The following is a 13,509-nucleotide window of genomic DNA, read 5'->3' on the forward strand; positions in this document are numbered from 1 at the left end:
TGCGAAATGACGGCGTTCGACGAACGGATCAGATCCGGGCAGCGTAACGACGGCAGACGATCACCGTCGAGACCACGACGGTGAGGGCGAGCCCTCCGACGATGCCGAGATCGATTTCGTCACTGGATGGGCCCTCAGCACCGGTAACGGGCAGTCCCCGTCCCGCCCCCTTACCGGAGTCGTCACCGATGACCTTTCCGGTGACAGCGTCAACATTGACGTTGTGGCAGACCTTCTCCGCTGACAAGGTGAGGTTCGTCGACAACGGGTTCATCGGCTCACCGGCCCTGTAAAAACCGGCAAAAGCCTTGGCACCAGTCGCGGTCAGCCTGATCGGCGAACCTTTAATGGCGGTGTTACCGGAGACCGATACCCCGAAAGTGGCAAAATCAACCCGACCATAGTTGGTTTTCTTTCCATCCATCGAAGAGGACTTGACGTCAAAATAGAGGTGACCAGTCGAGCCCTTGATCTGTAGGGAAGGCTCAGCCAGCGTCATGTCCAGGATGCCGTGATGGCCAGTCATGTGAACCGAGCCGGAGTACTTAAGAGATCCAGACTTGGTAGCGGGATCGAATGAGCCGCCGGTGAGAGGGAAAGTGAAGGCCGAACCGTTCCAGTTGGCGCCGCCCGAAAGCTTCCACGAGCCATTGGCAATAGGACCACGCAGGTAACTGGTGAAGGATGTTCGGATACCCCAGGTCAGCGAACCCGAGGTCATCTTGGACGCGCCGATTGTGCAGACCTGTTTGGTCATGGTGCGATGGGCGGCCGGAGCCTGGGACCTGTGTTCTGCCGTCTTCTTCTGCGTTGTCGTGCTCTGCTTGTTCGGGCCGGCCTGCTTACTGGGCTTAGCCTGCTTCGACGGGGCAGCATGCTTACTTGGCTGCTTCGACGGGGCAATTGGGGTCTCCGGCCCTGTAGGAGCCGGTGTAGCTTCCCGATAGGTCACCGGAGTACGGGTATCGTCAGAGTGATCTGTCTTACCAACTCCATGAGCCTTCATGGTGAGGACGACGAAATCGTTGCCTTGTTCAAAGGGAGGGGCTTTCATCGTGATGGTAAAAGACCCATCGTTATTCATCGGCCTACCTTGAGCGAACCGGGAGCCAATAGCTTTTTGACTCGGGATATAGACCCAGATTGTCGATGGGGACTCCGTCGTGTCCTTGCTCGGGTCATAGCCGTAGAACTTGTCCGAATTGCCATAGAACTCGGTCACCGAGGCCGGTGCCACAGCAACGTAGACACCGAAGCCGGTAGTCGAGAATCCCTTCCCACTGATGGTGATATCACCTCCCTCCCGACCTACTGGTATCACGGTTACCGTCGGACCAGCTGCCCATGCCGCCGGAGTGATCAACACTCCGGTAAGGGCCAAGATGGCCCCGAGTACACTGGCGACGATTTTGCGCATGGCCGATGTGGTCATGAGACGTCCCCTTCGGTTGTGAATACGGCCCACCTTGGGCCACCCATAAGGTTAGCCTTGCCTAATTCGTGCGCGCAAGCATGAAACCGCGCCTCATAATCGGGCTCCTGACACCGAGGAACATCGAGCTAGCAAAGGAAGGACCGTTCACCTCCAAGCAGCCCAAGAAACACAAACAAGGAGCCCCGCCACTATGGCGGAGCCCCTCGAAGTTTCGACGAAAAGTCAAATCAGTTATGGGTCAACTTGTCACGAAGAGCCTGCAGGGCCTCGTCGGACGCCAACGACCCCTCAGCCGGGCCACTGGTGTAGGACGACTGGGCGCCACCATCGGTAAGAGCGGCTTCCTGGTCGGCCTGCTCGGCCTCAATGACCTGCTTGCGGTGAGCCTCCCAGCGAGCCTGGGCCTCGGCATACTGCTGCTCCCAAGCGATGCGCTGCTCGTCGTAGCCCGCTTTCCACTCGTTAGTCTCCGGATCGAAGCCCTCGGGGTAGATGTAGTTGCCGTCCTCGTCGTAAGAGGCAGTCATGCCGTACAGGGACGGATCGAACTCGTCAGACTCAACGTCAATACCCTCGTTGGCCTGCTTAAGGGACAGCGAGATGCGGCGACGGTCGAGGTCGATGTCGATGATCTTGACCATGACATCGTCGTTAACACCTACGACCTGCTCGGGAATCTCGACGTGGCGCTCAGCTAGCTCGGAGACGTGGACCAGACCCTCAATGCCATCCTCGACGCGGACGAAGGCACCGAACGGAACGAGCTTGGTGACCTTGCCGGGAACGATCTGACCGATCTGGTGCAGACGGGCGAACGCCTGCCACGGGTCCTCCTGAGTCGCCTTGAGGGATAGTGAGACGCGCTCGCGATCCATGTCAACATCCAGCACCTCGACGGTGACGGGCTGACCAACCTCGACAACCTCACTCGGGTGGTCAATGTGCTTCCAGGACAACTCGGAGACGTGGACCAGACCGTCCACACCGCCCAGATCGACAAAGGCACCGAAGTTGACGATCGAGGAGACGACGCCCTTACGGATCTGACCCTTCTGCAGCTGGTGCAGGAAGCTCTGACGAACCTCAGACTGAGTCTGCTCAAGCCAGGCGCGACGCGACAGCACAACGTTGTTGCGGTTCTTGTCGAGCTCGATGATCTTGGCCTCGATCTCCTGGCCCACGTAGGGCTGGAGGTCACGAACGCGGCGCATTTCAACAAGGGATGCAGGAAGGAAGCCACGCAGGCCGATGTCAACGATAAGTCCGCCCTTGACGACCTCAATGACGGTACCGGTGACGACGCCGTCCTCTTCCTTGATCTGCTCGATCGTGCCCCAGGCGCGCTCGTACTGCGCACGCTTCTTGGACAGGATAAGGCGTCCCTCCTTGTCCTCCTTCTGCTGGACAAGGGCCTCAATCTCATCACCGACGTTGACGACCTCAAAGGGATCCACGTCGTGCTTGATCGACAACTCTTTGGACGGGATAACGCCCTCGGTCTTGTAACCGATGTCAAGGAGGACCTCGTCGCGGTCCACCTTGACGACGGTGCCAGAGACGATGTCGCCGTCGTTGAAGTACTTGATGGTGGCGTCCACAGCGGCCAGAAAGGCCTCCGTGCTGCCAAGGTCGTCAACCGTTACGGATCCATCGGCGGTGTTGACGGCATTCTGCTGGTCGATGTCGACCGGGTTCGAGGTGGAGGCCTCAGTGGAGGAGGTCATGTAGATAGGACTCCGATTGATGTCATGTGGTTTGCAACGCGCCGCAGCCCTGATCCTGGTGATCGAGCACGATCTACTCCCGTCCGAGATCGCACAGACCACAACGCAGCAGCTAGCGTAATGCCCGGGCCCCGAAGGGTCAACCAGCCGTCCCCTGACTAACAGGTTTTACCATGCACACTGTCAACACGAAGTTGAGTTAAATGGGCAGTCCGGCACGTAAGAAGGTACTCTTCATTTGGATCCCGTTCCCTTGATCCCATCCGCATTCGGGAAATCCATCCCAAGACTGAAACCTCACAAGCCCTGGAGGACATCACAGTTATGACTGATCAGTCTCCCCGACGCGAAGAACCCTCCACTGGGTCGACCTCGTCGAGCAGCTCGGCCACTCCCGCCAGCGACCGCGCACAGTCCGGCAGCCCGAAGTGGCGGATCATTGCGCTCGTGGTGGTCATCGCTCTCATCATCGCCGCTATCGCCGTCATCTTCATCCAGCGCAACAAGAACGGCGACTCTGCTAGTGGGCCGACAGCATCTGGTGGATCGGCATCAGCAGTTTACCCGTCAGTTGACTCGTCCAATGCATCGGCCGCTCCCGCCGCCTCAGCCACGAAAAAGGGGCCGGTCCCGGCGGGTTGCATGAAACAACCCAAGCCGATCGTTCCGGTGAAGTATTCGATCGATAATCTCAAAGTTTCGGCGAAGGTCCTCTCCCGTGGGCTCGACAAGACGGGAGCAGCAGGCGCCCCTCCGCGGGATGACCCTTCTTCGATGGCGTGGTTCAACAAGGGGCCCAAGGTCGGTTCCGACAAGGGCAACGTCATCCTCACCTCGCACACTTACCACATTGGAGAGGCGCTGGGTAACAGGTTGTACAGCAAAGATAACGGCATCAAACCTGGAGATATCATCCGGCTCTCCGATAAGTCCGGCAACACGGTCTGTTACCGCTACAGCCACAACGTGAAGGTGTGGGTCAAGGACTATGACCCCAACTCGACGATCCTTTACAACGACAACGGTCCAGCCCAAGCCGTGATCGTCGTCTGCTGGGATTACGTCAAGGGCAAGGGACACGAATCACGGATCTTGTTCTACGCTGACCCAGTCGCATGATCGTCACTATTCGCGAGAGCCTCAACTAAGGTTGCCCTGAGACGGGCGTGCACGTTCAATCACTTCTAGTCTGAAGCCATGAACCGTGGTGCATGCTCGTCTCTTCCACCCGCACTCCTCACAGATCTGCTGGAGGCCCTTGGGGAAAGCAAGGTCAGCCAAGATCCGCTCGACCTCGCCGCAGTAGCCCCTGATGCCTCCCACTATTTGCTCACTCCCGGAGCCCTAGTCCGTGCGGGATCTACCTCCGACGTGGCAGCAGCAATGGCAGCTGCGAAGCGCCATAGGGTAGCGGTCAATTTCCGTTCTGGTGGAACGAGCCTGTCCGGCCAAGGGTCAACGGTTGGGGTGATGGTCGACACCCGGCGGTCCTTCCGTGGCATCGAGGTGCTCGACGGTGGCCGCAAGGTTCGCGTCCAGCCTGGGGCGACGATCGTCGCCGTCAATTCCGTCCTTGCTCGGTACGGACGCAAACTCGGCCCCGACCCGGCGTCGTCCGTGGCATGCACCTTTGGCGGAGTGTTGGCCGACAACTCCTCAGGTATGAGCTGCGGCACCGTCGCCAACTCCTACCGTACCCTCGACTCGATGGTCTTCGTGCTGGCGTCGGGCACCGTCATTGACACCTCGGACCCGCAATACGAAGACAAACTGGCACATGACGAGCCCGAGCTCGTCGAGACACTCATGGCGCTGCGAGACCAATGCCACGAACAGAGCCGGGCCGACGAGATCGCCTTCCAATTCTCGCGCAAGAATACAATGGGCTACGGGCTCAACGCCTTCCTTGACTACGACACTCCAGCGCAGATTCTCTCCCATCTCATGATCGGCTCGGAGGGAACTCTCGGATTCATCTCCTCGGCCGTCATGAACACCGTGAAAATCATGCCAAACCTGGCCACCGCTTTACTCCACTTCCCTACTCTTGACGCTGCCACTAAGGCTCTTCCAGCTTTAGTGGAATCGGGGGTAACCGTCACCGAGCTCATGGATTCCTCGTCCCTCCGGCTGTGTCGCGATGACCCGGCTAACGGTCACATCATCCCACCGGCTCCCGGAAGTGGAGATGCTGCTCTTCTCGTCGAATACCACTGCCCAGATCAACAGTCACGAGACGAGGCTGTTAAAGCTGGCAACTCTGTCATTTCCGGTCTGAACCTCGTCAATGAGCCGACTTTCACCGACGACCCTGCTGTTCGTGGTCCCATCTGGACTCTGCGCAATGGCCTATATGCCAAGGTCGCCGGCACACGACAGTCCGGCCAAACAGCCTTGCTGGAGGACATCGCCGTTCCCATCGAGGCCCTCGCCGGGGTGTGCGGCGACCTGCAGCAACTCTTTGGTGAACACAACTACCCAGAGTCGATCATCTTCGGCCATGCCAAGGACGGGAACATTCATTTCCTCGTCGTCGAAGACTTCCGCAACAAGACGGGCCTGGATCGTTACGAAAAATTTACCGAAGACATGGTGTCCCTCGTCCTGGATACCCACGGTACCCTCAAGGCCGAGCACGGCACCGGACGCATCATGGCCCCCTTCGCTGCACGCCAGTACGGACCTGACCTCTACCGGATCATGCGTCAGATCAAAGAGTCGGTGGACCCGACAGGAGTGCTCAACCGCGGCACCATCATCACCGACGACCCACGATTGCACCTCAAGGAGGTCAAGCTCACCCCAACTGTCCAGGAGGAGGTCGATCGCTGCGTCGAATGTGGGTACTGCGAGCCGGTCTGCCCATCACGGGATCTCACATTGACACCTCGCCAGCGGATCGTCATACAACGCGCCATCGCTCAGGCACAAGCTGACGGGGATGAAGAGCTAGCGACTGACCTCGAGGAGCATGCGACCTACTCGGTAGTGCAAACTTGTGCTGTTGATGGCATGTGCCAGACCAACTGCCCCCTGCACATCAATACCGGTGATTTGGTGCGGCGACTTCGAGCTGACCATAACCCTGCCGCCTGGCAAGCCACCTGGGATTTAGCAGCTAAGGGGTGGGGCCCTTCGTCATGGCGGCAAGCGCCGGAATGTCAGCGATCAAACCTATTCCCGCGACAGCAACCAATGTCCTCACCGGAGCTGCCCGGGCCGTCCTGGGAGCCGACCGCATCCCGCAAGTTTCCGATGAGCTGCCTGCTGGTGGTAAACGACGCAGTTCCGGTCACCGCAGTGCCCCGCGTGGACGTCCCGAGGTGGTGTATCTGCCAGCCTGCGTCAACACTATGTTTGGCGGCGCCATTCCAGGCGAGAAGACGACCGAGTTCGCGATCATTTCCCTGCTCACCGCGGCTGGGATCGGAGTGACTGTTCCTGAGGGGATTAATTCGCTGTGCTGCGGCACCCCGTGGAAGTCCAAGGGGATGACGAAGGGATACGAGACGATGCGTCGTCGTGTCGTTAACGTCATGCGTCGAGCTACTCGAGGCGGAGAACTGACGGTGATTTCCGACGCGGTGAGTTGTTCGGAGGGCTTCGTTCATGAACTCGAGTACGAGGGTGCCACAGGCATTCAGGTGGTTGACGCTGTTCAATACGTTGCCGACAAGGTTCTGCCCATCATGCCGGTGCTACCCAAAGTGGCGACGGCGGCACTTCACCCAACCTGCTCGTCGACCCGGATGAATTGGAGCGATTCATTGAAGCGCTGCGCGGAAGCGGTGGCAGACGAGGTTGTCGTCGCCGACACCTGGGGTTGCTGTGGGTTCGCCGAGGACCGCAGCATGTTGCATCCAGAGCTCACTGAATCGGCCACTCGCCGGGAAGCTGATGAACTCGGCCAGCGAAAGTTCGACCTCTACCTGTCAGCCAACCGCACCTGCGAGCTCGGCATGGAACGAGCTACGGGCAAGTCGTGGCGCCACGTGCTCTCAGTACTCGCTGAGCGCATGGTGGAATACGCTCCAGCATGATTAATGCAATCTGAACATTCCCGGCCATCTCTAGCTGAGCCGGGTTTTGTCTCTGTCCTGCCAATGCCCCCGCCAACGGAGCATTGGCACCCAGGCCCTTTACGAAGCGCCCCGATATCCTAGTTATGGGAAGCGACCGGTGGATCAGCAACACTGACATCTCAAGGGGCCGACCACCATCTATCCAACATGAGATATATCTCTCTTTTTCTCCTGGATAGCGCTTTGGTCAGCTCGGATCCCTAGCACTGCGCGGCACACATCGTCGTTATACTGCCGGGGAGTCCACATGGTTTTACCAACATCATCGAAACACGAACCCTCACCGTCGACGCCCTAACAGACCAGGTCATGGCTGTCATCAATAACGCCATCGGGATGAACCTTTTGATTTCGTTGGACACTCACTCGGTGCCGCAGTAGCCGAATACATCGCGGCGACTCAGCGAACGCGTCCCGACCCTCGCCCTGCTCGCCAGGTGGATTACCACCGAAGGTAGCCAGAAGCTCCGCAATGGAGTCTGGCGCAAGTTCTACGAGGAGAAATCAGAGGCTATTCGCTATTACATGGCCTCCCCTAACTTCGTGCGCAACGCCGATCCAAATATGATCGAGGCTGCCATCGCCGCCTTACCGACTAACAAGTTCATTGCCTCCCACACGGGCCTCAACGACCATGTTGACGTTTCCAACATCACCGGCGACGTCTCCGCAACAATCCTCGTCGCCACCGGTGCCGAAGACATGATGCCCCCAAGCACCACTCCCGGGCTCTCTTTGGCGTCGTTCCCGACACCCACTACATCGAGACGTCTACCGGACATGGCACCTCCATGGAGCGTCCCACCGAGGTCATCCAGGTCATCGACCTGTTCACTACCCAGCTGGAACGATCATGACTACTCCAATCAAGGCCCCCCAATATGTCCGATGCCGACTCATTCACTCCTGACCCGAAATTCATCACTGAGGTCAATTTCCACGAATCGGTACCCACCGGAGTCCATGTTGAAGTCATCATCACAGGTGGCGGATTCTCTGGAATCTGTCTGGGGGCTTTGTTGCGCCGTCGCAGTCACCGCTATTCTCTCCTCATCGGCCGTAATGAAAACTAGGGAGGCTGCTGGTCCGCGAATCCCCGACATTCCCGGTAGCGACTCTCCTCCAGGTAACATTTTCCACTCCGCCCGATAGGACACCTCAGTGGACCTCACCGGCAAGACAGTCGCGGTAGTCGGGATCGGTGTTTATTCCATCCAGGTGACGCCTACCGTCGCGACGATGGCTGATCAACTCGTTGTATTCCAGCGCACTCCGGCCTACGTCATATCTTGCATCGATCCGCCCTACTGCAAGATCGAGAAGAAAAGATACCGTCTCACCCGGGCGAGATGTTGCGGGAGAGCGACGACCCCCTCTGGCAGGCTAAGGCTCTCTATGGCGCTACACGCCTCATTCCAGCGATGCAATAGCACGTCAAGAGACTCACGTTGAACCATCTAGAGTCCCTGGTTGAGAACCCGGAAACTCGCGAACTTCTCACACCGACCTACACCACCGACTACAAGCGGCTCCTCGTCAGCAACGACTACTTCATGGCCTTCAACCGGGACGACGTCACCCTTGAGCCATCTGCTCTAGCGTCGTCGAGGGATCAACCCTCGTCTCCACCAACGGGGAGAGCTATGAGTCAGACACCATCATTCTGTGCACCGGATTCACAGTGAGCCAGCCGATCGACGCAGCCTACGTACGACGAGAAAGGTAAAACCCTCGCAGATGTGTGGGGCACGAAAAAGCGCCAACCCACACCCAGACATAGCGCAGTTTCCCGACCCTGTTTACCGTCTATGCACGTAACTAGCCTAGGACGCAAGTCCTCGGTTCACATCATCGAGCTCCATGCTGCAGCCGTCGTCCAAGTCTTCGACTACTGCCACGGCACCGGCCGTACCGCCCTTGAGCTAACGGGTGAGACCGACAAGGCATAGAACGAACGGCTGCGGGAACGGTCTCGCGATACCGTTGAAACTCTAACGGCAGCTGTTCAGCGTGGTACATCGACGAGCGAACCGGCCAGCTCACCGCCATCTGACCCGGCTACGCCTATGCCTTCCACGTTCAAAATGGTCACTTCGATCCCGCCCGGTTCGCCATGCAATGACAGTCGAGTTGTGAGGAGCATCCCCGGTGCCCCTCACAGCTGGTGCTGCTCATTAACACCAATCAGTGCGCAGCCTCGAACCAGGACCGTCCGACCCCGATCGACACCGTCAACGGGACCGATAGCTCCATAGCGTGCCCCATAGCGTCGGTAACGATCTGGCGAACCTTCTCTTCCTCATCCTTAGTAACCTCAAGGATGAGTTCGTCGTGCACCTGCAGCAGCACCCGGCTCGTCAAACCTGCCTCGGCGAGTTTCTGGTCGGTGGCGACCATGGCCAGTTTGATGAGGTCAGCTGCCGATCCTTGGATGGGAGCGTTGAGGGCGGCGCGCTCGGCCATGTCTCGACGCTGACGATTCGTCGAGGTGAGATCAGGAAGGTAGCGACGACGTCCCAAGAGGGTTTCGGTGTAGCCCTGACGACGCGCCTGATCGACGACCTCTTCAAGGTACTCGTGTACCTTCCCGAACCGGCTGAAGTAGCCGGCCATGAGTTCCTTAGCCTCGCCCACGCTGACCTTAAGCTGGTTAGATAACCCATAGGCGCTCAATCCGTAGGCCAGTCCGTAATTCATGGCCTTGATCTTGGAGCGTTGAGCCACGCTGACATCCTCGGGAGCAACGCCGAATACGTGAGATGCCGTCACGGTGTGGAAATCCTGACCTGACCGGAAGGCGTCAATGAGAGATTGGTCCCCAGAGACGTGTGCCATAATCCGCATCTCGATCTGGGAGTAATCAGCGCTCAGGAGGGACTCGTACCCCTCACCGACAACGAATCCTTCGCGGATGCGTCGTCCTTCCTCTGTGCGCATCGGAATGTTCTGGAGGTTCGGGTCCTTACTCGACAATCTCCCAGTCGCGGCGATCGTCTGCATATACGTGGTGTGGACCCGGCCGTCATCACGGATCTCCTTGAGCAACCCGTCGACAGTCTGACGTAACTTGATGGCGTCTCGATGCTCGAGAAGATGAGCTAGGAACGGATGCTCGGTCTTCTCGTACAATCCAGCCAGAGCGTCCGCGTCAGTGGTATACCCGGATTTGGTGCGCCGAGTCTTCGGCATGTCAAGCTTCTCGAAGAGTACCCCCTGCAGTTGCTTGGGGGAAGACAGATTGATCTTCTCTCCAGCTGCTTCCCATGCGGCCCCCTGGGCTCGTGTCACCCGTTCGTCAAACTCGGACCGCAGCCCCTCGAGGATGTCCGTATCGACAGCTATACCAACTCGCTCCATCGAGATAAGGCACCTCTGCACCCCCATCTCGACATCGTGCAACAGCTCGGACCCGCCGCGTGCCTCGACCTCCTTCTCCATGACATCAGCCAGCTTGGTGACGGCCACTGCTCTTTCCATAGACTCAGCAGAAGAGTCATTGCCAAAGTCGAGCATGGCTTGATCAGAGTTTTCCTCTCCCTCGCCCAGGGTGAGGTTGAGGTGGGTACGCACCGCATCATCGAACTTATGGGAACGGCGATCTGGATGAAGTAAGTAGGAGGCAAGCTCGGTGTCACAGGTCAGACCCGCGACCTCCCAGCCGCGCCCGGCGAGGGCCTCCACCGGGCCCTTGGCTGAATGCATGGCCTTAGGACATTCGTTGTCGGCCAGCCAGGCAGCAAAGGATTTCTCATCTTCAGGATCCAACTCCGCGGCGTCGAACCACACTGCATGGCCGTCAACGCATCCCAGCGCGACAGCTTCCACATCTCCGGATCCGTTTTCCCAACGACCAGTGACGTCGACGCCAACACGGCCTTCGGTTGCGGACAGCCATGTGCTCAATGTCCTCGGTTTCAGGGCCGTCCCGGAGACCTCAAGGGTGTCGTCAGCCTCGACCACCTCATCGGCATCAGATTCGGAAGCCAGGGCACGAACGCGGTCCCACAAAGTGCGAAATTCCAGGGTGTCGAAGACCGCGCGAGTGGCCTTGGGGTCCCAGGGTTGCCGGGCCAGTTCAGCCAGGGTGACGTCAAGGTCAAGGTCACGAACCAGGGCATTAAGCTTGCGGTTACGAACGACGTCGTCGAGGTGATCACGGAGCGATTGTCCGGCCTTCCCCTTGACGGTGTCGGCTTGACGAATGAGGTTCTCCAGACCGTCATAAGCCGTCAGCCATTTCACCGCTGTCTTAGGACCAACACCGGGAACCCCCGGCAGGTTATCGGCACTCTCCCCCACCAAAGCTGCCAGCTCCGGATACCGAGCCGGCGGCACCAGGTATTTCTCCTCAACGGTCTTCGGTGTCATGCGAGCGAGGTCGGAAACACCCTTGCGTGGGTATAGCACCGTCACCTGGTCATTCACCAGCTGCATGGCGTCACGGTCTCCCGAAACCAGCAAAGACTTGAATCCTTCCGCAGTCGCCCGGGTAGACAGAGTCGCGAGGATGTCGTCGGCTTCGTAATTCTCTTTAGACAGATGGGCGATGTGAAGAGCATCGAGGACCTCTTTGATGAGGTCAATCTGACCGGGGAATTCCGGCGGCGTGGCGGCGCGACCGGCCTTGTACTCAGAGTACTCGGTAGTGCGGAAGATGCCTCCAGCGAGATCCCATGCCACCGCAACGTGGGTGGGCTTCTCGTTACGCAGCAGATTGATAAGCATCGCGATGAAGCCATGCACCGCATTGGTGTGCTGCCCCGTCGAAGTGGTGAAGCTCTCCACCGGCAGAGCGTAAAAGGCTCGAAAGGCCATCGAATGCCCGTCAAGAACCATGAGGATGGGCTGCGTCGTCTCACTCATATCGTTGACTTTAGAGGACGCCACAGACAAAGAGACGCAACCAGGTGGCACACGATGGCATGCTTCACTTGTGACGTATTCCATTCCTGAACATCCACTTCCCGACTGGCTTGCAGAGCTCGTCAGCCCCCTTGACGACAAGCTCAGCGTCAAGGTCCGAGAGATTTCACCCAACCGCTGCGTCGTCACAGCACCGCTAGACGGCAATACCCAACCTATGGGCCTGTGGCACGGGGGTGGCTCCGGGGTCCTGGTGGAGACCGCCGGGTCGCTGGCAGCCATAGCTCATGCCCGGACCTTCAAACATTCGGCGGTCGGAATCGAGCTGTCGGTTTCGCACCTGCGCCCGCCGCACGGCCATCAAGTTATCGCGACCGCGACAGCCGTGCACCTCGGCAAACGTACAACGACCCACACCGTCGAGATCGTCGACGATGAGGGCCGTATCTGTGCTATCGGAAGGATGACTTGTCAAGTCGTCTAAGAGGACCAGCAGCCCGAAATCACTTTTCGCTCTCGGCGTGATCGATAACTCCCTGAGCCACCTCGCGCATTGACTTACGCAAATCCATAGCGGTCTTCTGGATCCACCGGAAGGCCTCCGGCTCAGTAAGGTCGAGGCTGGTCTGCAAAATACCTTTGGCTTGATCAACAATCTTGCGCGACTCGAGGCGCTCCTCCAGGTCCATGACCTCGTCCTCAACGCCGCGGATCTCGGCGAATCGGGCCATAGCGATTTCGATAGCTGGAATGACATCCGAAGCGTCGAAAGGCTTGACTACGTAGGCCATCGCGCCCGCTTCCTTGGCACGCTTAATGAGATCGCGCTGTGAGAAAGCGGTCAGCATGACGACAGCGCAAATACGATCTTCGGCGATCTTGTCGGCCGCGGTGATGCCGTCCATCTTGGGCATCTTGACGTCCATGACGATCAGGTCGGGCCCGAGCTCGTTGGCCAAGCGGACGGCCTCTTCGCCGTCACTAGCCTGACCGACGATCTCGTAACCGTGCTCCTCGAGCAACTCGACGAGATCGAGACGGATAAGAGCCTCATCCTCGGCGACTACGACACGTGGATGTTCCGTCTCCGCCCCCGAGTCGGAGGTCGACCGGGTTGAGTCCTGTGGCTTGCTCACGGTTATTCCTTGCATGTCGAACGTTGACAACTCGGTTTAATCCTAGTGGTTGTGAGGTCTTACTGCACATGCACGTGTCCCTGACTAGCAGATCTTCTTCGTCCGAAGTGCTCGCTCAACCAGTCGGCGTGAGTGGCGAATCGGCATCCGGACGCAACTGTGGCACAATAGGCGAGCCGGCCCGAGTGGCGGAATGGTAGACGCGGCGCACTCAAAATGCGTTGTCCTTGCGGGCGTAGGGGTTCGACTCCCCTCTCGGGCACTGCCGG

11 protein-coding genes, 1 tRNA gene and 1 pseudogene are annotated in these 13,509 nt (G+C 58.7%); 7 read left to right on the plus strand and 6 right to left on the minus strand.

All coding sequences use genetic code 11. From position 1 onward, the window contains the following. Positions 1-28: 28 nt before the first annotated feature. The 3 genes from F1563_RS03305 to F1563_RS14590 all read right to left on the minus strand — a co-directional run bounded on the left by F1563_RS03305 (position 29) and on the right by F1563_RS14590 (position 3,617). Entirely contained in the window at positions 29-1,432 is a 1,404-nt protein-coding gene (locus F1563_RS03305; protein ID WP_002546546.1) for an HtaA domain-containing protein, read from the minus strand. Between the two features lie 230 nt (positions 1,433-1,662). Next, positions 1,663-3,159 carry a 30S ribosomal protein S1 gene (rpsA, locus tag F1563_RS03310; protein ID WP_002527618.1) on the minus strand — a complete coding sequence of 499 codons (1,497 nt, stop codon included), beginning with the start codon at positions 3,157-3,159 and terminating at the stop codon, positions 1,663-1,665. 332 nt (positions 3,160-3,491) lie between these two features. Continuing rightward, on the minus strand, positions 3,492-3,617 hold the full coding sequence (locus tag F1563_RS14590; protein WP_007433679.1) for a hypothetical protein: 126 nt from the start codon (positions 3,615-3,617) through the stop codon (positions 3,492-3,494). On the opposite strand from F1563_RS14590, the gene F1563_RS03315 reads away from it, so the two are divergent. From F1563_RS03315 to F1563_RS03325, 3 genes and pseudogenes are all read left to right on the plus strand, one after another. After that, positions 3,607-4,278, plus strand: coding sequence for a class F sortase (locus tag F1563_RS03315; RefSeq protein ID WP_036958328.1), 672 nt, complete (start codon positions 3,607-3,609; stop codon positions 4,276-4,278). The genes F1563_RS14590 and F1563_RS03315 overlap by 11 nt on opposite strands. Before the next feature lie 78 nt (positions 4,279-4,356). After that, positions 4,357-6,594, plus strand: a pseudogene (locus F1563_RS03320) (FAD-binding and (Fe-S)-binding domain-containing protein). Beyond that, positions 6,513-7,199, plus strand: coding sequence for a heterodisulfide reductase-related iron-sulfur binding cluster (locus tag F1563_RS03325; RefSeq protein WP_002527623.1), 687 nt, complete (start codon positions 6,513-6,515; stop codon positions 7,197-7,199). The pseudogene F1563_RS03320 and the gene F1563_RS03325 overlap by 82 nt, the downstream one beginning before the upstream one ends. Positions 7,200-7,762: 563 nt before the next feature. Here F1563_RS03325 and F1563_RS03330 read toward each other — a convergent pair. Next, positions 7,763-8,023: a hypothetical protein gene (locus F1563_RS03330; RefSeq protein ID WP_002527624.1), complete on the minus strand. Its 261-nt coding sequence runs from the start codon at positions 8,021-8,023 to the stop codon at positions 7,763-7,765. Positions 8,024-8,122: 99 nt separating this feature from the next. Here F1563_RS03330 and F1563_RS13465 point away from each other — a divergent pair, with 99 nt between their 5' ends. Both F1563_RS13465 and F1563_RS13470 read left to right on the plus strand, forming a co-directional pair. Then, positions 8,123-8,314 carry a hypothetical protein gene (locus tag F1563_RS13465; RefSeq protein WP_007433675.1) on the plus strand — a complete coding sequence of 64 codons (192 nt, stop codon included), beginning with the start codon at positions 8,123-8,125 and terminating at the stop codon, positions 8,312-8,314. Between the two features lie 735 nt (positions 8,315-9,049). After that, positions 9,050-9,190, plus strand: coding sequence for a hypothetical protein (locus F1563_RS13470; RefSeq protein ID WP_002527629.1), 141 nt, complete (start codon positions 9,050-9,052; stop codon positions 9,188-9,190). Positions 9,191-9,425: 235 nt separating this feature from the next. Here the strand turns inward: F1563_RS13470 and polA are convergent, their stop codons facing one another. Continuing rightward, positions 9,426-12,104, minus strand: a complete 2,679-nt coding sequence (gene polA, locus F1563_RS03350; protein ID WP_002546542.1) for a DNA polymerase I — start codon at positions 12,102-12,104, stop codon at positions 9,426-9,428. Between the two features lie 70 nt (positions 12,105-12,174). On the opposite strand from polA, the gene F1563_RS03355 reads away from it, so the two are divergent. Further along, positions 12,175-12,588, plus strand: a complete 414-nt coding sequence (locus F1563_RS03355) for a PaaI family thioesterase (RefSeq protein ID WP_007433673.1) — start codon at positions 12,175-12,177, stop codon at positions 12,586-12,588. A gap of 19 nt (positions 12,589-12,607) precedes the next feature. On the opposite strand, the gene F1563_RS03360 is transcribed toward F1563_RS03355, so the two are convergent. Continuing rightward, a complete protein-coding gene (locus tag F1563_RS03360) occupies positions 12,608-13,255 on the minus strand; it encodes an ANTAR domain-containing response regulator (protein ID WP_002527632.1) in 648 nt (215 codons plus the stop codon). Between the two features lie 164 nt (positions 13,256-13,419). Between F1563_RS03360 and F1563_RS03365 the strand changes: the two genes are divergently transcribed. After that, positions 13,420-13,502: transfer RNA gene (locus tag F1563_RS03365), tRNA-Leu, on the plus strand. The last annotated feature ends 7 nt before the right edge of the window (positions 13,503-13,509 follow it).

It is taken from the genome of Cutibacterium modestum, from assembly GCF_008326345.1.
Classification (GTDB): Bacteria; Actinomycetota; Actinomycetes; order Propionibacteriales; family Propionibacteriaceae; genus Cutibacterium; species Cutibacterium modestum.